A 21,127-nucleotide genomic window follows, 5' to 3' on the forward strand; every position below is an offset into this window, starting at 1 on the left:
CTGACTAGGCAAGGAAGAAGAGCACGAAGCCGATGAGTGCAAGGGCCTCTGCAAGTGCCGCACCAATGATGAAGTTGGTGAAGAGGCGACCTGCGAGCTCGGGCTGACGGGCGGAGCCGACGCAGCAGCCGTAGCAAGCAATACCGATGCCGATGCCTGGGCCGATGGCGCCAAGACCGTAGCCGACAACCTTGAGGGCGGCGATGATGAGGGTAGTTTCCACTTGTTCCTCCTTAAGTGACGACCTGCACGGCCTTCTCCGTGCAAGCCTAACTTCCTATGAACCAGTCGGGCACGGTACCCGACCGAGAACCAAATTAGTGCGATTCGGAAACCGCAAGACCGACGTAAACGGCCGTAAGTATCGAGAACACGTATGCCTGCAGGAACGCGACGAGGCACTCCATGGCATACATGACGATAAGCAAGAGAACCCATGCAATGGCAGGCAGGCCGATGACGAAGTTCATAGCCTCGATGCTGCACTGCAGGAAGATGGTGGTCATAAGGGCGAAGATGCCAAGAATCATGTGGCCGGCGAACATGTTGCCGTAAAGTCGGACGGCAAGGGTAAGCCAACGCAGCACGAGCGAGATGAACTCGAAGAGCCAGATGATGGGAACCATCACGACGGGCAGACCAGACGGGGCGATGGACTTGATATAGCCAAGACCGCCCTTGCTCTTGATGCCCTGCCAGTTGAAGTAGATGAAGGCGACCGTTGCAAGCGCCCACGTCACGGAAAGCGAACCCGTGGGAGTCTTGCAACCCGGGATGAGTCCGATGACGTTTGAGATGAGAATGAAGAAGAAGAAGGTGAGGATGACGGGCATGAACTTCTGATAGCCCTTGCCGATTGCGTTCTCGCCCATGTTGACGCAAATGCGCTCATAGCCCCATTCGACCATATTGGCGAACTTGTTGGTGGGGATGATGCTCAGACGTTTGCCGGCAAGAATGACGACGAGCGCGGTAAGCACCATCGAGATGATCATCCAGAAGATGTACTGCGTGAGGCCGACCTCGCCGCCTCCACTAATAAGGTACATCGAATCGAACGAGTGTTGCAGTTCCTCGAGAGGCTCTCCTTGAAGTACCTCTAACGGATTGATATCCACTTTCGCCCTCTCCGTTCTACTTACGTATAGCTTTCGCTATTCCATAACCGAGCGCCGCGACAACAAGTGTGCAGGCCTCTGCCAAAGCAAAGGGCACGACACTCGATCGAGCCACGACAACGCAAATGACTGTCGCCAAAGCGAGGACCACAAACGAGCCTCCGACGGCCAGCAATACCGGAGTGAGGTACCCGGCAGCCGATTGCTGCGCATCCATTCGCTTCGCGCTGCGAACTCCAGCCCACATGGGAACCAAGCTTACCAAACCCGCGAGAATGCCCGCGATGATCGCTATCGCCATGTAGCTAGTTCTCCCCAAAGACAGCACTCACACAAAACACTCCAAAGTATAATGGCGGCCGCAGCACTTCATAGTGGCAATCCCAGTGAACTGCCGCTATTTCAGGCGAACGGCATGCGTAAGTTAGCTTTGGCAAAAACCTAAGGTCACGAACTCGCGATCATGAAACGACCGTACGGCGTCAGTCCTCGAATCTTCGGACGACGATTCCCGACTCGTCCAGAAGCTCACGCGCGAGGTCATCGGGATAGCCTTCCGCATAGACAATCTCCGTGATGCCCGCGTTGATGAGCATCTTGGTGCATTGCGTGCAGGGCTGCGTCGTGCAGTAGAGCGTGGCGCCTTCGATGGAGACGCCGTAACGCGCGGCTTGGATGATGGCGTTTTGCTCGGCATGAATGCCACGGCAGAGCTCATGCTGCTGCCCGGACGGGATGCCGAGCTTCTCGCGCAGGCATCCGATGTCGAGGCAATGCGCGAGCCCCGTCGGTCCGCCGTTGTAACCGCTGGCGATGATGCGCTTGTCGTGCACGAGTATGGCACCGACGGCGCGACGCAGACAGGTCGAGCGCGTGGCGACCCGCTTCGTGATATCCATGAAATACTCGTCCCAGCTCGGGCGCGTATCAGCCATGCGTCTTCCTCCTACCGCCCGTTTACTAGGCAATCTCGGGATACAGGGGGTGCTTCTCGAGCATGTCGTGCACCTCGCCCGCTACCTTGTCGAGAACGGTTTGATTATCCCGGTTGAAGATAACCTGGGCAATGAAGCCGCCGATGACACGAGCTTCGTTGGCATCGAAGCCGCGCGAGGTAATCGTCGCGCTGCCCACGCGCACGCCGCTCGTGATGCTGCTCGGCAGCGGATCATTGGGGATGGCGTTCTTGTTGGTCGTGATGCCGAGCGGCTCGAGCAGCTCCTCGGCCTCCTTGCCGGTGATGCCGGCAGGCGTGAGGTCGACGAGGCAGAGGTGATTGTCGGTGCCACCCGAAACGAGGCGCAGACCACCTTCGACGAGGCCCTCGCCCAGGGCGGCGGCGTTCTCGACGACGGCATGCGCGTAGTCGGAGAATTCCGGACGGGCAGCCTCGCCAAAGGCGACGGCCTTGGCGGCGATGACGTGCATGAGCGGACCGCCCTGCCAACCGGGGAACACGGCCTTGTTGTACTTCTCGTAAATCTCCTCGTTGTTCGTGACCATGAAACCACCGCGCGGACCGCGCAAAGTCTTGTGCGAGGTCGAGGTAACGATGTCGGCATGAGGCACCGGCGAAGGATGCGCACCGCCGGCAACGAGACCCGCGATATGCGCCATGTCGACCATAAGATAGGCACCAACCTCATGGGCGATGTCGGCAAATGCCTCGAAGTCGATGATACGCGGATAAGCCGACGCACCGGCAACGATAAGATCAGGCTTGACCTCCTGGGCAATAGCGCGAACCTCGTCCATGTCGATGCGTTCGGTCTCGGGATTCAAGCCGTAGGAGTGGGCGTCGTAGAAGCGACCCGAGAGCGAGAACTTGGCGCCATGCGAAAGATGACCGCCCGCCGGAAGCGACATGCCCAGAATGGTGGCACCCGGGTCGAGCAGCGCAAAATAGGCTGCCGAGTTGGCGCAGACACCCGAATGCGGCTGGACGTTGGCGTATGCCGCATCGAACACCTCGCAAGCGCGGTTGCGCGCGATGGTCTCGATGGTATCGACATTGGCACAACCACCGTAATAGCGCTTGCCAGGATAGCCTTCGGCGTACTTGTTGGTAAGGATCGTGCCCATCGTTTCAATGACCGGCAGCGAGGGAATGTTCTCGGACGCAATCAGCTCGAGCGTGTTGCGCTGGCGCGTCAGCTCGTCGTTGATGGCGGCGGAAATCTCGGGGTCTGCTTGGGCAAGTAGCTCGTTATTCATGGGCGAAGTTCTCCTACTCTTCGGTTTCGATGGTCATGATCTTCTCGACTCTGCGGGCATGCCTATCACCCGAAAACTCGGTACCGAGGAAGGTTTCAAGAATTGCCTTGTTGTCCTCGAGGGACGTGAAACGTCCCGAAAGCGTTGCAATGTTCGCGTTGTTATGCTCGCGCGAAAGCTTGGCGAACTCGGTGGACGTAAGATTGGCGGCACGAATGCCATGCACTTTGTTGGCGGCAATCATCATGCCGATACCCGTACCGCAGACGAGCACGCCGTAATCATCATCGCCCTGTGCCACGGCACGGGCGGCACGTTTGGCGTAATCGGGATAGTCGACGCTTTCCTCGCTATCGCAGCCGAAGTCATCAACCGTAAAGCCAAGATCCTCGAGCCACGGCTTAAGCGCTTCCTTCTGCTCGAAGCCGCCATGGTCCGATGCCAAGGCGATACGCAGTTGTGCCATTGTCATGCCCTCTCGTCGCTATGTGCAAATCAGTCAAGAGAGGTACCGCATTTTCGAGCTTGCTCTCGCACCCGATGAGCGATTGTCGCGAAGCTGCTGCGGAACTCGCACGCAAAGACCGCGTGCTCAGACAGTCCTCGCAAGACCGCTTCGCGAAAATCGCTCATCTGCTCCAGATGCTCGAAAATGCGGTACGTCCCCACTAGTGATGCCGTTTTACTCGTGGCTTGTAAGTGTAGCACCGAAGGCAGCTACATCGAGTAGGACTTGCTCGGGTATCGGCCCTTCACGCAGTATCTTCGGATAAGGGCCCGTGCAATCCACAATCGTTGACGCGCGGCCAACGCAACACACCTCGGATAGAGAGTCGCCACCAGGCAACTCGCGCATGGATGCGGGGACATCCGCCAGGCGCGAGGGCGCGGGTTCGCCATGGACATTCGCGCTCGTGCAGGCGAGCGGGGCATCGAGCTCTGCGAGGAGCGCGAGCAGCTCGGGCGCATCAGGGCTGCGCAGCGCGATGGTCCCATCGTCTGCGACGTCACCAAGTTCGCGCGCGGCACTCGAGGCACGCACGACGAGGGTGAGCGCACCAGGCCAGAACATCTGGGCCAGACGACGGGCATAGGCTGGAACGTCGTCCGCGAGCGCATCGAGCACGTGGACATCATGCACGAGCCAGGGCAGCACCTGATCGGCGGGACGCTCCTTGAGTTCGAAGATGCTCGCGTATCCCATAGAGCCGGGAAGAGCCGCAAGGCCGTAGACAGTATCGGTCGCGACGATCACGGCTTGTCCATCGCGTAGCGCCCGAGAAAGCGTGGAGGCCGTCATCAGCGCGTCCCTTCGAGCAGGGAGCGTGCATGGTCGAGCGCACGCTCGTCATCGTCTCCCGAGAGCATGCGAGCAATCTCCGTCACGCGCGCCTCGCCCACGACGGGCTCGACGCTCGTATGCGGCATCCCGTCAGCGCCATTCTGCTTGCTCACCACATAGTGCTCGTCGGCCAGCGCGGCAACCTGCGCCAAATGCGTGACGACAATGACCTGCGCGTCTTTCGAAAGCGCCGCGAGCCTGCGTGCCACGGCATTGCCGGTGGCACCACCGATGCCGGAATCGACCTCATCAAAGACGATGGTCGAGCGTGACGCACCGGTATCGGAAGAATCGTAGTGCAGGCACTCGAGCGCAAGCAGGATGCGCGAGAGTTCGCCACCAGATGCGATGCGACGCAACGGACGGGGTTTAGACGCCGGGGCGGGTTGGTAGAGAAGCTCGACCTGCTCGCTACCAGCTTCACCCCAACGCTCGAAGGGCAGCTCGTCAAACGAGAACTCGAAGCTCGCCCCCTCCATCGCAAGCTCGCTTACGGTCTTTGCGAGCTGCTCGCAGAAGCTCTGCGCTGCATCGTGTCGCGCAGCGCTAAGTGCCGCGGCGGCCTGACGATATGCGTCTTGCGCTTGAGCGAGGCATGCGCGCGCCCGCTCCATGCGTTCGGGCGAGTCCTGGGCTTGTTCAAGGGAGCGTCTCGCCGCCTCCCAGGTGGCGAAAACCTGGTCCATGCCAGGGCCAAAGCGTTTCATAAGGCCATTGAGCTTATCGAGACGATCAAGCGTCTCCTCGAGCCTGCTCGGATCCGTGTCGATGCCCTGCGCATACGCGCTCAGGTCACGGGTGAGGTCCTCAAGCTCCTGCATCTGGACGTCAAGCCGACCAATGAGCTCATCGAGATCCTCATCGATTCCCTGTTGCCGCATGAGCTCCGAAGTCGCCCGGGCGATGAGGTCGAGGGCGCCATCGTCATCATGCAGCGCAGCGCAGGCACCTTGCAAAGCCTGAGCGAGCTGGTCTGCATGCTGCAGACGCGGCAACTGTTCCTCAAGCTCCTCGAGCTCGCCTGCCTGCGGGTTGACCTTCTCGATCTGCTCGCAGGTGAAACGCATGAACTCGAGCTCCTGCTCGTTTTTGCCCTGGGCCTGTTCGAGCTCGTCAAGAGTGGCGCGTGCCTGCTGGTAGGCCGTGCGAGCCTCGGCGTAGCGAGCACGGAGCTCGTCATCTTGCGCCCACGCATCAAGATAGGCGAGCTGGCGAGCCGGCTCCAGGAGAAGCACCTGCTCATGTTGCCCGTGCACTTCGATCGACGACGTGAGTGTGGCAAGCTCGCCGACGGTGGCCATTGCTCCGTCAATCGTACAACGGCTACGCCCGGCGACACTCAGACGCCGACGAACGATATGCTCGTCTACATCGACGATGCGTGCTTCGGCAAGCGCCTCCTCGGCACCATCACGCACCACCGTATTGTCGGCACGCGCACCACATATGAGCTTGAGGGCCGCGAGAAGCGCCGTCTTTCCCGCACCCGTCTCGCCCGTGAGGACGGTCAGACCCGGTGCGAAGGCTATGGTCGCGTCCTCGATGAGGGCGATATTGGATACATGGAGCTCGTCGAGCATGTGCCCCTCCCTATTGTCGCTCGGGCATGTCCGGATGCGGACCACCGAAGAAGACGCGCGAGACATTGCGGAAGAAGGCGTCGCCACCGCGTGCCAAGAGCAAGTCACGCTCTCCGCGGCGCACCTCTATCGAGGAGGGCTGGTCGACATCGATCATGACCCCATCTACGAACACCGACGCATCGCGCGAACGCGTCGTATCCATGATGACCTCGAGCACATCCGAAGGCGCGAGCACAATGGCACGGGTGTTGAGCGCATGGGGCGCAACCGGCACGACGACAAGACCCGTATAGGCCGGAGACACGATGGGGCCACCAGCCGAGAGCGCGTAGCCCGTCGATCCTGTGGGCGTGGCAACCACCAGGCCATCGGCCTTGAGCTGCGCAATGGTGATTCCGTTGATGCCGTAGCGATACTCGACCACGCGCCCGCTACGACCGCGTGTATAGGCAATCTCATTGAGAGCGGTCGCGTTGATGACCTGGCCGTCAGCCTGCTCTATCGTGATGTCGGCTGTCGAGCGATGCTCGAAGACCATGTCACCAGCCAGGGCGTTCGTGACGAGCTCGACATCATCGCGTGCCGGATTGCCGGAAAGAAACGAGAGGGTGCCGTAATTGAGGGCGAGCATGGGCACGGGAGCAAAATCGACAAGACGTGCGGCGCGCAGGAAGGTACCGTCGCCACCCATGCAAACGACAAGCGCGAGCTCGTCGACGGGGACAGACAGCTGGTCAGGCGCCTTGGAGTCCTGGACGAGGGCATCGATACCGGATATGACAAGGCGCGAAGCGAGATAGTGGGCCGCGGTACCAACCTCGTCCACGTTGCTTGGCACGATCAGAACCTTCACGATTCACCTTTCAGCTTGGCATGCGCCTCTGCGACGACACGCTCGATTTCATCGAAGCACATACTACCCTCTCGCGGGGAATCGCATGGCCGGGATTTCGCCCAAAAGAGAAACTCGATATTACCCGCAGGGCCCGTGACGGGTGAATACGTGAGACCGCAGACCTCGAATCCGCAGGCACGCGCGCTCTCGAAAACCGCCTCGATGCAGCGAGCGTGTGCCTGGGGATCGTGTACGACGCCCCCTTCTCCAACGTCTTCCTTGGATGCCTCGAATTGCGGTTTGATAAGCGAGACGAAGCAACCCTGGGGCTTCAGGAACGCGGCGACATCGCTCATGACAGACGCAAGGCTGATGAACGAAAGGTCGGCAACAACCAGATCGAAAGGACCGTCTATGTCGGCAGCACTCACGTTGCGGATGTTCGTACGCTCGAAAAGGCTCACACGTGGGTCATTGCGCAAACGCCAGTCGAATTGTCCCACGCCCACATCGACTGCGCTCACACGCGCAGCACCTCGCTGGAGCAGGCAGTCGGTAAAACCGCCACTCGAAGCGCCTAAGTCAGCACATGCAAGGCCCCCGACCTCAAGGCCGAAGGTATCGAGGGCCTGTTGGAGTTTGAGACCACCGCGCGACACGAAGCCACCACGCCGCTTATCGTCTTTAAGACGCAAGGCAACATCGGGCTTCACGCTCATGCCGGCACTCGTGGCGCGATGCTCACCCACCACGACCTCGCCAGCCATGACATACGCCTGAGCATCATGCAGGTCACGCGCGAGCCCGCGCTCTACGAGAAGCTCGTCAAGTCGCATGGGTAACCTCTAGGATTGATACGCTGCGAGCACCTCGGCGCTGATGCTTTCCGCATCGAGTCCGAGCACTTCAAAGAGCTTGTCGACCGGACCTTGGGTCACGAAGGTGTCGGGGATGCCGAAGCGCCTGACCGGACAACTCTCACCCATATCGGAAAGCAGCTCGAGCACGCCCGAACCGAATCCTCCCGTGATGACGCCATCCTCGAGCGTGAAGATATGGCCCGTATGGGCGGCATCACGCAACGCGTCGGCATCAATGGGCTTGGCCCAGCGCATGTCCCAGATGGAAAGCTCGACTCCCTGACGCGCGGCTACCTCGGCAACCTCGCACGCGACATCGACCATGCGACCCAAGGCGAGTAGCGCCCCGTCGGCACCGTCCCTGACCTTGACGGCATGACCCTCCTGCCACGGCTCGCATGCACCTGGAGCGACGGGGGCGCTGCCGCGCGGATAGCGAATGGCCACGGGCCCTTCGAGCGCCATGGCGCAGCGCAGCGCCATGCGCAGCTCCCCATCGCTGGAAGGGGCGAGGATGCGCATGTTGGGAATCATACGCAGGTAGACAAGGTCGAAAACACCATGATGCGTAGGGCCATCATCACCCACGAGCCCCGCTCGATCAAGACAGAAGACGACATGGGCCTTCTGTAGACCGACATTGACGATAGCTTGGTCGATGGCGCGCTGCATGAAAGTCGAGTAGATGGCGACGACGGGCTTCTTGCCTGCAAGCGCAAGCGAGCTTGCCATGCCAACGGCATGCTCCTCGGCTATGCCGACATCAAAGAAGCGCTCGGGGTAGGCCTTCGCGAAAGCGGAAAGTCCCGTGCCGCTCGCCATCGCCGCCGTGATGGCGACGATTGACGGATCATCCTCGGCAAGCTTGATGAGCTCGTCGGAGAAGACCTGCGTCCAGGTGGGATTAGCGTTCGATTTGGGCTTGGGCGTACCCGACGCGATATCGAAGGGGCCGACGCCGTGGAAGAGCGCAGGGTTCTTTTCGGCGGGACCGTAGCCCTTGCCCTTCATCGTCACCGCATGGATGACAACGGGGCCCTCGAGCGCCTTGGCATCACGGAGGATCTCCTCAAGCGTCTGGATGTCGTGCCCGTCCACCGGGCCGATATACGTGACGCCGAAGCCCTCGAGAAAGGTCGCGCCGGGAAGCACGAATTGCTTGAATGACTCCTTCGCGGCGTTGCCGCCACGCATGAGCAGGCGCCCCAGCGTGCCACTCGCGTTGAAGGCGTCCTCGACATGGTTGCGCAGCTGCGTGTACTGATCCGACATGCGCACCTTGGCAAGATAGGTCGAAAAGCCACCGACATTGGGCGAGATGGACATGCCGTTATCGTTGAGCACGATCAGAAGCGGCGTATTGGCACGACCGATGTCGTTGAGCGCCTCAAGTGCCATGCCGCCCGTAAACGAGGCATCGCCGATGAGCGCGGCGATGGTCGCATCCGATCCGTCAAGGTCACGTGCAAGGGCATAGCCAAGCGCCGTCGAGAGCGAATCGGATGCATGGCCCGAATCGTGGGCATCGTATGCGCTTTCGGTAATCTTGGGAAATCCGGAAATGCCCTCATACGTGCGCAAGGTCTTGAACTGCTTGCGCCGCCCCGTCAAGAGCTTGTGGGCGTACGCTTGATGGCCGACGTCGAAAACGAGACGGTCACGGGGGCAGTCAAGCACGCGATGAAGCGCGATGATGAGCTCGACGCTACCAAGCGATGGCGCAAGGTGTCCGCCATGCAGCGACGTCGCCGCTATCATCTCGGCGCGCAGCTCGAAGGCCAGACGATTAAGCTGCTCATAGCTTAGATCAGCGAGGTCAGCGGGCGACTCTATCGTATCCAGAATCTTCTCAGTCAAATCCTGTCCGATCTTCGATGTTAGATCGTAATCTCGGGACCCTCTTCTTGACCAGCTTCGACGACCTCGTTGGCCTCGGCAATCTCGGCCGCCGTGTAATCGGGCTTGTCGATGAGCTCGGCACAGCGATTGCCAAGCCTGATAGCCTCCTCGTAGAGGTCGAGGCTCTTCTCGAGGGAGACGTCCTTGCTACGTACTTCGGAGACAATCTCATCGAGCCGCGCTCGGACCTCGCCGAATGTTTCCTTGGAACTCTCTGACATCGTCATACCTCATCTATCGAAGCTTGCGGCTCGAGCGCATTCGCATCGAGCTGAGCGGCATCCTCGCCGCAGACCTCGCTCGCGATGCGTCCCAAGACGCCGTTCACGAACTTCGGTGATTCGTCGGTCCCGAAGGCCTTTGCCAACTCGACGGCTTCGTTGATGGCGACGCCCGTGGGAATCTCATCGCAATGGAGAATCTCATAGGTGGCAATGCGGATGATGTTGCGATCGACGATGGGCATGCGCTCGAGCGTCCAGTTCTCGGCTGTCGACCCGATGCGCTCGTCGAGCTCGTCGATATGACCGGCAATGCCGTTGACTAACGTCGAGGCATAGGCAACGAGATCGACGCCCACGAGGTCGGCATCGCTTACGCCCTGCGGACACTCGGGAACGAGCAAGAGCTCGGTCTCGTTACCGTCGGCAACCTGATCGAGCGGAAGACCCATGAGCTCACCAGTGTAGAGCAGCTGCAATGCCTCACGGCGGGCAGCCGTGTGTTCATGCCGAAGTGCGGCCATGGCTCGCCTACGCCTCGAAAGAGAGCGCGTCTACGTGCACGTCGACAGACGTCACCGTGACGCCAATCTGGGCAGCGAGCGCATCGACGATGGCCTTGCGTACGTTCTCGGCGATCTCGACGAGGCGGTAGCCGTAATACGCTTGAATGGAGATGGTGACGGCGACTTGCTTATCGCCAAGCGGCTCGATGCGTATACCGTTGGTGGGGATGGCATTGCCCGCATTGAAGGCCGAGCGGATGGTCGAGATGGCACCGGCAGTGCCCACTCCGGCAACGCCGGGAACCTCTGCTGCGGCAAGCGAGATGATCGTCTCGACAACACCGGGAGCAATGGTGATGCCATCAATCACGTAGCCTTGGTCGATTTCCTTCACAGCTGTCCCCCATTCGTTTCGGTTTCGATGAAATCCGTGTACACCATACCTGAGTTAAACGTCGCGTTGTCGAGCACGCGGCGATGGAAGGGTATCGTCGTGGCGACGCCCTCGATGACGAACTCGTCAAGGGCGCGCTTGCCACGTGCAATGGCCTCCTCGCGCGTGTCACCCCATACGATGAGCTTTGCCATGAGCGAATCATAGGTGGGAGGAATCGCGTCACCGGCGCGCAGGTGCGTGTCGACGCGCACACCTGGACCACCCGGCATGTCGAAGCGCGTGATGGTACCCGGGCAGGGACGGAAATCATGCGCCGGGTCTTCCGCATTGATGCGAAACTCGATGGCGCAGGCCTTCGGCGACATCGGTGCGAGGTCCGCACAGGTGATGGGGTCACCCGAAGCGACAATGAGTTGCTGCTTGATGATATCGACACCGGTGATCTGCTCGGAAACCGGATGCTCGACCTGGACGCGCGTGTTCATCTCCATGAAGTAGAAGCTGCCATCCGTGTCGAGCAGGAACTCGATGGTGCCGGCGTTGACATAGCCCACGCCGCGCACCGCTTTGAGCGCGGCCTCACCCATCGCCTGGCGCGTTTCCTCGTCGATGACGGGACAGGGCGCCTCCTCGATGAGCTTCTGGTGACGGCGTTGAATCGAGCAATCGCGCTCGCAGAGGTGCATGGCGTTGCCATGCGTATCGGCGATGATCTGAATCTCCACATGACGCGGACGGCGGATGAGTTTCTCGAGATAGACCTCGTCGTTGCCGAAGGCGTTGGCCGCCTCGGTACGCGCGGCGACGAACATCTTCTCGAGCTCGTCGTCGTCATTGGCCTCGCGCATGCCCTTGCCGCCGCCGCCAGCCGATGCCTTGATAAGCACGGGATAGCCGACTTTGTGGGCAAACGCACGTGCTTCCTCGACGGTATCGACGGGGCCGTCGCTACCGGGCACAGTGGGAACGCCAAGCTCCTTCATCGTCGCCTTGGCCGCCGCCTTGTTGCCGAGCGAATCGATGCACTCGGGTGACGGGCCGATGAAGATGATGTCGTTATCGGCACAGGCACGGGCGAAATCGGCGTTCTCCGAAAGGAAGCCGTAGCCCGGATGGATGGCCTGCGCGCCGGTGATCTTGGCAGCCGCGATGATATTGGGGATGTTGAGGTACGAGAGCGCGGATGGCGCCGGACCGATGCAGACGCTCTCGTCTGCCATCTCGACAGCGCGCGTGTCCTTATCGGCCTCCGAATACACGACGACGCACTTGATGCCGAGCTCATGTGCGGCACGCACGACGCGTAGGGCGATTTCGCCACGATTGGCGATGAGAATCTTGTCAAGCATTCGCGATCCGGGCCTTTCCTACTCGGCGGTGGGCTCGACGTAGAACATGACGGTGCCGAACTCGACGGGCGCGGCATTGTCGATGCAGACCTCGCGCACGACGCACGCCTCCTCGGCGGCGATCTCGTTCATGAGCTTCATGGCCTCAACGATGCACAGCGTCTCGCCTGCGCCGACCGTTGCGCCCTCCGTCACGAAGGGATCGGCGTCGGGCGAAGGCGCGGCGTAGAAGGTGCCGACCATCGGGGCGGTAACGGGCTTCCAACTCGCCGGTCGCGTCGAAGCGGCAGCGGGTGCGGGAGCCTCCGCCGCAGCAGGCGCCGAAGCGGCCTGGGGCATGACGGGGGCCGGGGCGTAGGCAGCAGGCTGCATGCCCGGGGTGCGAATGGTGACCTTGGCGCCGGCTTCCTCGACGGTGATCTCTCCGACTCCGGACTCCTCGACGAGCTTCACGAGGTCACGAATCTGTGCGATGTCCACGTAGTCCTCCTCCTTGGTGATGCTCACGGCATCGTTCATTAAGAAGTTTGTATTCTCGATCTTGCGCTGTTTCTCGAGGAACTGGCGTGCCTCGTTGGGGAACATGGCGTACATGAGGACGTCTTCCTCGCTCTTGGCGAGATCCCCGAGTTCTTCGGCAAGCTCGTCGTAGGTCGTCGTGACAAGCGAGCCCGGGGCAACGTCCGGGGCGAGCGGTTGCTCGTCGCCGAGCACGGCTTTTTGGATTGCGGGATCGATCTTGCCGGGTGCCTTGCCGTAGTAACCGGCGATGTAGTCCTTCATCTCCTTGGAGATGACCGACCAGCGCTTGCCGGTGAGCACGTTGAAAACAGACTGCGTGCCGACGATCTGCGACATGGGCGTGACAAGCGGCGGATAGCCGACCTCGGCGCGTACGCGGGGAATCTCCTTGAGAACCTCGTCCATGCGATTGGACGCCTTCTGAATCTCGAGCTGGCTCACGAGGTTGCTCATCATGCCACCGGGAACCTGATGGCTGTAGACGCGCATATGCGAAAGCGTGGAAATGCCGCGCTTAAAGCCCTTCTTGATGCGCATTTCCTCCCAGTAATCCGAAATCTCGAAGAGGAGGTCAAGGTCGAGGCCCGTATCGTATTCGGACTCCTTGAGCGCGGCGACAATCATCTCGACGGCCGGCTGGGAGTTGCCGAAAGCGAGCGGTGCGGATGCGGTGTCGACAATCGAGGCACCGGCCTCGGCAGCCTTGATGTAGTTGGCCGGGGCCATGCCACCCACGTAGTGACAATGCACGTGAACGGGCAGGCCCACCTCTTGGTTGAGGGCGTTGACCAGGCGCTCCGTACGATACGGCGTGAGCATGCCCGCCATGTCCTTGATGCAAATGGACTTGGCGCCAAGCGCCTTGAGCTCGGAGGCATACTCGATGTAGGAATCAAGCGTATGCACCGGGCTCATGGTGTAGCTGATGGCGCCCTCGAAATGGGCACCGCACTCGTTGAGCGCCTCGGCGCTGTCGATGACATTGCGGATATCGTTAAGTGCGTCGAAGACGCGGAAGACATCGATGCCGTTACGATGGGCGGCCTTGATGAAGCGATTGACGATATCACGTGAATAGTGATGATAGCCGATGAGGTTCTGTCCGCGCGTGAGCATCTGCAACGGCGTGTTGGGACAGTGTTGCTTGACGACGCGCAAACGATCCCAGGGATTCTCGTCGAGGAAGCGCAGACAGGTATCGAATGTCGCACCGCCCCACATCTCAATGGACCAATACCCGACTTGATCGAGTTTTGACAGGATGGGGAGCATGTCGCCCGTCTCCATGCGCGTCGCCCACAGTGACTGGTGGGCATCACGCAAGGTCGTGTCCATGATGTGCAAAGGTTTCACGTATCGCCTCCTTTTCTCAAGTTGCATGGGCTCGCATGAGCCCAGGTTTAGCTATAGAGCCTTTGATTATATACGAAGCAGCAGCGCTTGTGCGCACGGATGAGGCGGGACGACATGGAAGGGGTTGAGCCGAGGTTTAAGGGAGCGCGCCGTAAAGATCGCGAAGCGGGCTGTCGGGAAGCGACCGTCGAGGCGGTGCCCCTTCCATGTCGTCCCGCCTCATCCTACCCCAGGCGCTTGGCGAGGGCCTCTCCCACGATCGGGGGAACGATGCCCTCCGTGCTGCCACCCAACGAGGCGAGCTCCTTGGCAATGGACGAGGAGACGTACATGTAATCGGGGGATGACATGACGAAGAGGGTCTCCAGCTCGGGGGCAAGGCGGAAGTTGAGCATGGCCATCTGGAACTCGTACTCGAAGTCCGTCGTCGCACGCAGGCCCTTGACGATAGCGGTGGCGCCAATGGAGGTCGCGAAATCAACGAGCAGGTTATCGAAGCCGACAACCTCGACATTGGCGAACTCCGCCGTGACCTCGCGGGCAAGTTCGATGCGCTCGTCGAGCGTGAAAAGCGTTCCGCCACGCTTGCCCTGCGATGCGGCGACGCCGACGATGACCTCGTCGGCCATGCAGCTCGCGCGTCGAATGACGTCCAGGTGGCCAAAGGTGATGGGGTCAAAGGTTCCGGGAACCAAGAGCTTATGCATGCCTAATCCTCGCGATCGTGGAACTTCAGGTACGTCACGCCGATTTTGCCATATCTCTTCTGACCATCGAGCACGAAGCGCCTGTCTATGCCGAACTCTTCGGCAACGGCCTCCTTGCCTTGCAGGGCGTGCTCGTAGACGATGACGCACCCTTGGACGAGCTTCCCGTAATCGATGAGCTCACCAAGTAGCTCGTGGACACGCGCGGGCACCTCGGCATAGGGCGGATCAAGCAGGACGAGCCCGAAGGGGCCATGAGGCGCAAGCTGCGCGACGGCATCGAAGCTGTCAGCGGCAATGACGCGCACGCGTGGCGCCTTCAGGGAAAGGGAAGCGAGATTTCGCTCAAGCACGTCACGGGCGGCACGGTCACGCTCGATGAAGGTACAACTGCGCGCACCACGCGAAAGCGCTTCGATACCCAGGGCACCACTGCCCGCAAAGGCATCGAGGACATCCACGGCGGCAAGCTCGGGCAGACGTGAGTAGATGGACGAGAAGATGGACTCGCGCACGCGATCGGTCGTCGGACGCGTCGTCTTCTCGCTCGGGCTTTCGATGATGCGGCCCTTGAACTCACCAGCGACAATGCGCATGCTACGCTCCCCTGCTCGTCGTCTCGTCCAGATTTGCGAATGTCCGCTCGATGTCGGCGGCAAGCGCCTTGTGCTCGGCCGCGACGAGATCCGGATCGGCATCGAGGATCTCGAGCGCATCTGCATGCGCGCAGGCGATGAGCTGCGCGTCATCGATGACGTTGACGAGCTTGAGCGTCTCGGCACCATGTTGCCTACTGCCGAGCACGTCACCCTCGTGACGCGTGCGCAAATCCGCCTCTGCAAGCTCGAAGCCATCCGTCGTACTCACGAAAGCATCGAGGCGTGCTCGCATATCGACATCGTCCTTGCCAGGGTCTGCCACGAGAAAGACCGTCCCCGGATACGCACCGCGTCCCACGCGTCCACGCAACTGATGCAACTGCGAGAGGCCGAAGCGCTCGGCATCCTCTATGAGCATCATCGTCGCGTTGGGGACGTCCACACCCACCTCGACAACCGTCGTGGCAACGAGCACGTCGATATCGCCCACATTGAAGGCATCCATGGCCCGCTGTTTCTCCTCCGCGTTCATGCGACCCGTAAGCAGCCCAACGTGGTAGCCCGCGAAGACATCGCGCTGCAGACGAGCGGCTTCCTCCTCAGCGGCCTTGGGATCGGAGATATCGCTTCCGTTCGCGAGCGAGGCAAAAAGCGATCCGTCCTCGATGCGCTCGGCCCTGCGTTCGCGCGTCAAACCCACGAGCGGGCAGATGACATAGGCCTGCCGCCCCTGTGCAAGGGCCTCCTTGATCGCCTCGTAGGCCCTTCCCCGCGCGTCGCGTGAGATGAGCTCCGTATGCGTTGGCTGAACGTTGCCCGGGCGCGTGCGTATGTAGCTCGTCTCGAGGTCACCGTATAGGGTGAGCGCAAGCGTGCGTGGAATGGGGGTAGCCGTCATGACGAGTAGGTCACAGCCTGGCCCCTTCATGCGCAGGGCCGCACGCTGGTTGACACCGAAGCGGTGCTGTTCGTCGATGATGACGAGCGAGAGATGCGCGAAACTCACCGTGGGCTCGATGAGGGCATGTGTCCCGAAGAGCACTTGGAGCGTGCCATCTTGCGCCTCTTCCAGGAGCCGCTCGCGCTCCTCGGAATCGGTCGCTCCCGTGAGGATGCCCCAGCTGATGTGCGCCGCATCGAAGAGTGGGCCGAGCTTGCTCGCGTACTGGCGCGCAAGCACCTCGGTCGGCGCCATCATGGCCGCCTGGCATCCGCTGTCGGCACTGAGCGCCAAGGCGAAGGCCGCGACGATGGTCTTGCCCGTACCAACATCTCCCAGGAGCATCCGGTTCATGCTGCGCGGTGCGGTCATATCATCCACGATGTCTGCAATGGCCTGCTCTTGCTCGCTTGTGAGTGTATACGGGAGCTGCGCGCGTAGCTCATCCATCCGTTGCCCTGGCACGTGGGCAGTCGGCTCGCCATCGCGTGTCTCGGCACGGCGCAAGCGCATCATCTCGATTTGCAGGCGCAAGACCTCCTCGTAAGCCAGGCGCTTGCGAGCCTGAAGCATCTGCGTGCGGTTCTCGGGAAAGTGAATCTGGCGCAGGGCCGCCTTCTTGCCGATGAGCCTATGCTTGAGCCGCAAGGCGACGGGAAGCGGGTCGCTCATATCCGCCGTCTGCTCAAGCGCGTTTGCGATGAAGCGGCGCATCCACGTTGTCGAGATGCCCTCGGTAGCCGGGTGCACGGCGAGCATTTGGACAAGGCGCGTCTGCTCCTGACCCGGCTCGCCCAAGAAGGCGACGTAGGGATTGGCCATGCGCTTGAACCCGTACTCGAACGTGACCTTCCCCGAAAACGCGACGCGCATGCCACGCTCGAACTTGGCAGCCATCCAGGGCTGCCTGAACCAGGTGGCGATGATGACGCCCGTACCGTCGAAGACGGACACTTCGAGGATATGCAGGCGCCTGCGCGGTTGTTTCTCGACAACCTCATCGACCGTGCCCACAACGGTCACGAACTGGCCGATGGAAGCGCGGGCGGCTGTCTCGACGTTGGAAAGGTCTATGTAGCGGCGTGGGTAGTTCTCGAGCAATCCCCGCACCGTTGAGATACCGAGCTTGGAGAGGTTCTTCGCGCGTGCAGGACTCACGGCACGTATCTTGCCGACATCGCAATCAAGCAGAAAGTCGGAATCCCCGCGTGATGTCATTATGCAAGCCCTAGTACCCGCTCGTCTTGCGGGATGTACGCAAAGCCGAAACAGCCGGTCGAGACATGCGTCGTGATGACAGGACCAACCATGCGCACGCCGACCTCAACCAGCTTGATGCCCGCCTCGATCATGGCCTCGCGCAAGTCATCAACGCCACCCATGTTGCGCGTATGGGCAAAACAGCACTCGAGTGGCCCGAGGTGCTCTTCGAGCTCCTTGTAGCGCTGCACGAGCTTGGTGACGGCGCGCTTGGGTGACTTGGCCTTGCCGAACATCTCGACCTCGCCTTCCGGATCGACCGTGAGAAGCGGCTTGATCTTGAGCAAGGCCGCGGCAAGACCGGTCGCCTTGCCGGTGCGGCCCCCCTTGACGAGATTGCGAAGCTTGTCGAGCATGAAGCAGATACTCGTTTTTCCCACAAGCTCGTGTGCGGCCTCGACCAGCTCGTCGAAACTCAGACCGTACTCGCGCAACTGCGCAATACGACGCACGAAAAGGAACTGGGCGACGGTATTGCAACGCGTATCAATGACCTCGACGGGGATGGGAGCGCTTTCGGCGGCCATACGGGCGGTATGGACGGTCCCCGACATGCGCGACGAGATGTGCAGGGAAATCACGTGCGTGTAGCCGGCAAGGGAAAGGTCGGTGTAAAGCTGGGCGAAGTCAAGCAGCGGTGGCATGGACGTCGAGGGCAGCTCGTCGCAATCGACGATGTAATCGTAGAAGGCCTCGATATTTTCGACGGTGTTGTCCTCGGGAAAATGCGTGCCGTCGGGCTCGATGACCCTGAGGTGCACACACTCGACACCAAGCTCGGCAAGCTCGGCATCAGACGCATCGCATGAATTATCGGTAACGATCGCTATCTTCTCCATCTGCATCTCCTGAATTATCCGGTCCTATTCGATCGAGAAAACGATGGGATACAGCGGCTGCTCACCGCGTTGCGCATCGACTTCAAGGTCGGGATACAGTTCCTCGACCTGTTCGACGAGCTTCTCGAAATCCTCTTGGGCAAAATCCTCTCCCGCAAGGAGCGTGAGCGAGTCGAGGTCATCGTTAAGCTCGTCGATGAGGGCGAGCGTAACCTCCTCGACGCTCTTGCCCACAACATCGAGCGAGCCGTCGGCGATACCGATAACGTCATCCGGATGAATCTCGTGACCATCCGAAGTTTTGGAGTCCTTGATGGCGGTTGTCACCTCGCCGCACTTGACCTCGTCGAGCGCCTCGGTCATGGCCTCGGCGATTTCATCGAGGTCACCTTCCGGACTTGCGACGAGCATTGCGGAAAACGACGCGGGCGTTGACTTTGTGGGAACGACCCTGCACGGGATATCGGCATTATCAGCAGCGGCGTTGGCGGCCATGATGATGTTCTTGTTATTGGGAAGCAGGATGGCCGAGTCGGCGTTTACCTGCTCGATGGCATCGAGCAGGTCCTTCGTCGAGGGATTCATGGTCTGACCGCCGGAAACGACATGGTCAACACCGAGGGATCGCAAAATGTTAGCCATGCCCTCACCCGCGGCAACGGCGATAAACGCTATGGGCTTGCGTTCGGCGGGCTGGCGTGATGCCTCATCGGCAGCGATGCCATCGGCACGCTCCTCGCTCTCGAGCACCATGTTGTGGATGAAGACCTCGGAGACCTGACCGCGATCCGTCATGTAGGTAAGCACCGTACCCGGCGTGTCCGTGTGCACGTGCACCTTGAAGTCGGGGTGAGCGCCCACAAGCAGCTCGCAATCCCCGACAGACGCGAGAAACTCGAGTGCCTCGACCGTATCGACTTCGTCGCTGTGTAGGAGAAACTCTGTGCAGTACATGTAGTCCGAACCCGCCCAGTCACGTACATGCTCGATGGCGACCTTCGCCTCGGCATGCGTAAAATCCTCGGCAGAGGCAAGGTGGGCTTGCTCGCCAGTCAACGCGGCGATGAAGCTCTGGGTAAGAATGGCCAGGCCAAAACCGCCCGAATCGACAACGCCATTCTCCTTGAGAACGGGCAGAAGCTCCGGCGTACGCTTGACCGAAGCAAGAGCCTCGTCCGAAATGGCATGCAGCGTCGTGGTAACGTCGAGTCCCTCCTCGTAGGCTTGCTGCGCAACGGCGGCACAATCCTCGAGTACGGTGAGGATCGTGCCCTTTACCGGCTTACGTACGGCCTGGAAGGCAACCTCGACGGCACGTGCCATCGCGCGGGCAATGGTCTCGGTGCTGTACTCGGTGGCATCCACAAGTCCCTCGCAAAGGCCGCGCAGAATCTGACTCGTTATGACGCCCGAATTGCCACGTGCGCCCATGAGCGAGCCGTGCGTTACGGCCTTGCACAGGGCGGCGCCATCGGCATTCAACGGCAAGGCAGCAACCTCACGAGCCACAGACTCCATCGTCAGCGACATGTTCGTTCCCGTATCGCCATCGGGCACCGGAAAGACGTTGAGGCGGTTGATCTCTTCCTTGCGCGCAGACAGCTCTGCGGAAGCGGTGGCGATGCATGTGCGAATATCGTCAATGTTCATGGATATATCCCTGTTGAGTATCGAATCCTACAAGCTGCTAATCGCGAACCTTCACGCCCTGCACGTGGACGTTCACATTGCGAACGGGCAATTGCGCGCCATCCTCGAGCGTGAACTTGACCTTGTCGGCGAGCATGCGACTCACCTCGGCGAGATTGGTCCCGTGCTCGATGATGACGTACAGGTCGATGTCGATGGCATCATCGGTCCTCTCGACGTTGATACCGCGACGCAGGCGACTCGCGGGCAGCAGCTTGGCAATTCCATCGGAAAGCGTCGGGGCGGCCATGCCCACGATGCCATAACTCTCGAGGGCGGCATAACCGGCCAAGTCGGTGATGACATCCTCGGCGATGGTCAGTTCGCCAGCAATAGCGTCAGCCATATGCAAGCTCCTTCATGGTTGAGATTACACAGATGCGGTAATTGTAATTCAGGCGACACTTCGTTCACAGTGAGCCGTGCAATTTTGCGTATACTTTCTAGAAAATGGGCAGCAGCGTATAGATGCTTCGGTCATTGCGCGCCTGTTCGCTGGCCGCAGCCCATTCATTTGCAGGAGGGTCTAATTGGATTTCGAGGAGATATTCTCTCGCGAAGCACGAAGCTCAAGCAACGGTCATGTGCTCGACGATGATCTCGTCTATGAGATTCTCGAGACCGTTGCCGAGATTCCCTCAGGTTGCGTCGCGACTTACGGGCAAATTGCCCGACTCATCGGCAGGCCCAAGAACGCGCGCCTCGTGGGCAAGGTGCTCAAGGAATCGCAGTTCTACGGCGAGTATCCCTGCCATCGCGTCGTAAACGCCGTAGGTCGTCTTGTGCCCGGTTGGAACGAGCAGGCTGCGCTCCTGACCGAAGAGGGCGTCGAGCTCAAAGACGACGGCCACGTTGACATGCGCACGTACCAGTGGGATATATAGCGAGTCTGAT

At 60.6% G+C, this 21,127-nt stretch carries 23 protein-coding genes; 1 reads left to right on the top strand and 22 read right to left on the bottom strand.

Annotated elements, in window-relative coordinates:
- Window positions 1–4: 4 nt before the first annotated feature.
- The 22 genes from atpE to DBY20_05220 form a co-directional block, all read right to left on the bottom strand.
- Complete coding sequence (atpE, locus tag DBY20_05115; GenBank protein ID PWL79250.1) at window positions 5–223, bottom strand: ATP synthase F0 subunit C; 219 nt, start codon at window positions 221–223, stop codon at window positions 5–7.
- Between the two features lie 94 nt (window positions 224–317).
- On the bottom strand, window positions 318–1,112 hold the full coding sequence (gene atpB / locus DBY20_05120) for an ATP synthase F0 subunit A (protein PWL79428.1): 795 nt from the start codon (window positions 1,110–1,112) through the stop codon (window positions 318–320).
- Between the two features lie 22 nt (window positions 1,113–1,134).
- Window positions 1,135–1,419 (bottom strand): hypothetical protein, encoded by a 285-nt coding sequence (locus DBY20_05125; GenBank protein ID PWL79251.1) that lies wholly within the window; start codon window positions 1,417–1,419, stop codon window positions 1,135–1,137.
- 181 nt (window positions 1,420–1,600) lie between these two features.
- The gene (locus tag DBY20_05130; GenBank protein ID PWL79252.1) at window positions 1,601–2,053 is read right to left on the bottom strand and encodes a cytidine deaminase; all 453 of its coding nucleotides are present in this window, start codon (window positions 2,051–2,053) and stop codon (window positions 1,601–1,603) included.
- 25 nt (window positions 2,054–2,078) lie between these two features.
- Entirely contained in the window at window positions 2,079–3,332 is a 1,254-nt protein-coding gene (gene glyA, locus DBY20_05135) for a serine hydroxymethyltransferase (protein PWL79253.1), read from the bottom strand.
- Between the two features lie 13 nt (window positions 3,333–3,345).
- Entirely contained in the window at window positions 3,346–3,789 is a 444-nt protein-coding gene (gene rpiB / locus DBY20_05140) for a ribose 5-phosphate isomerase B (GenBank protein ID PWL79429.1), read from the bottom strand.
- A 225-nt stretch (window positions 3,790–4,014) separates the two neighbouring features.
- A complete protein-coding gene (locus DBY20_05145) occupies window positions 4,015–4,632 on the bottom strand; it encodes a threonylcarbamoyl-AMP synthase (GenBank protein ID PWL79254.1) in 618 nt (205 codons plus the stop codon).
- Window positions 4,632–6,320, bottom strand: coding sequence for a DNA repair protein RecN (gene recN, locus DBY20_05150; GenBank protein ID PWL79255.1), 1,689 nt, complete (start codon window positions 6,318–6,320; stop codon window positions 4,632–4,634). Before recN ends, DBY20_05145 begins: the two co-directional genes overlap by 1 nt.
- Entirely contained in the window at window positions 6,265–7,110 is an 846-nt protein-coding gene (locus DBY20_05155) for an ATP-NAD kinase (GenBank protein PWL79256.1), read from the bottom strand. The genes recN and DBY20_05155 overlap by 56 nt, the downstream gene beginning before the upstream one ends.
- Window positions 7,107–7,928, bottom strand: coding sequence for a TlyA family rRNA (cytidine-2'-O)-methyltransferase (locus tag DBY20_05160; protein ID PWL79257.1), 822 nt, complete (start codon window positions 7,926–7,928; stop codon window positions 7,107–7,109). Before DBY20_05160 ends, DBY20_05155 begins: the two co-directional genes overlap by 4 nt.
- A 9-nt stretch (window positions 7,929–7,937) precedes the next feature.
- The gene (dxs, locus tag DBY20_05165; protein ID PWL79258.1) at window positions 7,938–9,809 is read right to left on the bottom strand and encodes a 1-deoxy-D-xylulose-5-phosphate synthase; all 1,872 of its coding nucleotides are present in this window, start codon (window positions 9,807–9,809) and stop codon (window positions 7,938–7,940) included.
- A 20-nt stretch (window positions 9,810–9,829) separates the two neighbouring features.
- Window positions 9,830–10,078 carry an exodeoxyribonuclease VII small subunit gene (gene xseB, locus DBY20_05170; GenBank protein ID PWL79259.1) on the bottom strand — a complete coding sequence of 83 codons (249 nt, stop codon included), beginning with the start codon at window positions 10,076–10,078 and terminating at the stop codon, window positions 9,830–9,832.
- Window positions 10,075–10,596: a transcription antitermination factor NusB gene (gene nusB, locus DBY20_05175; GenBank protein ID PWL79260.1), complete on the bottom strand. Its 522-nt coding sequence runs from the start codon at window positions 10,594–10,596 to the stop codon at window positions 10,075–10,077. The genes xseB and nusB overlap by 4 nt, the downstream gene beginning before the upstream one ends.
- A 7-nt stretch (window positions 10,597–10,603) precedes the next feature.
- Entirely contained in the window at window positions 10,604–10,972 is a 369-nt protein-coding gene (locus tag DBY20_05180) for an Asp23/Gls24 family envelope stress response protein (protein ID PWL79261.1), read from the bottom strand.
- The gene (accC, locus tag DBY20_05185; protein PWL79262.1) at window positions 10,969–12,324 is read right to left on the bottom strand and encodes an acetyl-CoA carboxylase biotin carboxylase subunit; all 1,356 of its coding nucleotides are present in this window, start codon (window positions 12,322–12,324) and stop codon (window positions 10,969–10,971) included. The genes DBY20_05180 and accC overlap by 4 nt, the downstream gene beginning before the upstream one ends.
- A gap of 18 nt (window positions 12,325–12,342) precedes the next feature.
- A complete protein-coding gene (gene accB / locus DBY20_05190; protein ID PWL79263.1) occupies window positions 12,343–14,199 on the bottom strand; it encodes an acetyl-CoA carboxylase biotin carboxyl carrier protein in 1,857 nt (618 codons plus the stop codon).
- Window positions 14,200–14,423: 224 nt separating this feature from the next.
- Window positions 14,424–14,906, bottom strand: coding sequence for a pantetheine-phosphate adenylyltransferase (locus DBY20_05195; protein ID PWL79264.1), 483 nt, complete (start codon window positions 14,904–14,906; stop codon window positions 14,424–14,426).
- Between the two features lie 2 nt (window positions 14,907–14,908).
- Window positions 14,909–15,622, bottom strand: a complete 714-nt coding sequence (rsmD, locus tag DBY20_05200; GenBank protein PWL79265.1) for a 16S rRNA (guanine(966)-N(2))-methyltransferase RsmD — start codon at window positions 15,620–15,622, stop codon at window positions 14,909–14,911.
- The gene (locus tag DBY20_05205; GenBank protein ID PWL79266.1) at window positions 15,504–17,663 is read right to left on the bottom strand and encodes an ATP-dependent DNA helicase RecG; all 2,160 of its coding nucleotides are present in this window, start codon (window positions 17,661–17,663) and stop codon (window positions 15,504–15,506) included. The genes rsmD and DBY20_05205 overlap by 119 nt, the downstream gene beginning before the upstream one ends.
- Window positions 17,663–18,550: a hypothetical protein gene (locus tag DBY20_05210; GenBank protein ID PWL79267.1), complete on the bottom strand. Its 888-nt coding sequence runs from the start codon at window positions 18,548–18,550 to the stop codon at window positions 17,663–17,665. The genes DBY20_05205 and DBY20_05210 overlap by 1 nt, the downstream gene beginning before the upstream one ends.
- Before the next feature lie 18 nt (window positions 18,551–18,568).
- The gene (locus tag DBY20_05215; protein ID PWL79268.1) at window positions 18,569–20,194 is read right to left on the bottom strand and encodes a Dak phosphatase; all 1,626 of its coding nucleotides are present in this window, start codon (window positions 20,192–20,194) and stop codon (window positions 18,569–18,571) included.
- Between the two features lie 37 nt (window positions 20,195–20,231).
- Entirely contained in the window at window positions 20,232–20,579 is a 348-nt protein-coding gene (locus DBY20_05220) for an Asp23/Gls24 family envelope stress response protein (protein ID PWL79269.1), read from the bottom strand.
- A gap of 238 nt (window positions 20,580–20,817) precedes the next feature.
- Between DBY20_05220 and DBY20_05225 the strand changes: the two genes are divergently transcribed.
- Window positions 20,818–21,117, top strand: coding sequence for a DNA methyltransferase (locus DBY20_05225; protein ID PWL79430.1), 300 nt, complete (start codon window positions 20,818–20,820; stop codon window positions 21,115–21,117).
- The last annotated feature ends 10 nt before the right edge of the window (window positions 21,118–21,127 follow it).

The organism is Coriobacteriia bacterium, from assembly GCA_003149935.1.
Classification (GTDB): Bacteria; Actinomycetota; Coriobacteriia; order Coriobacteriales; family QAMH01; genus QAMH01.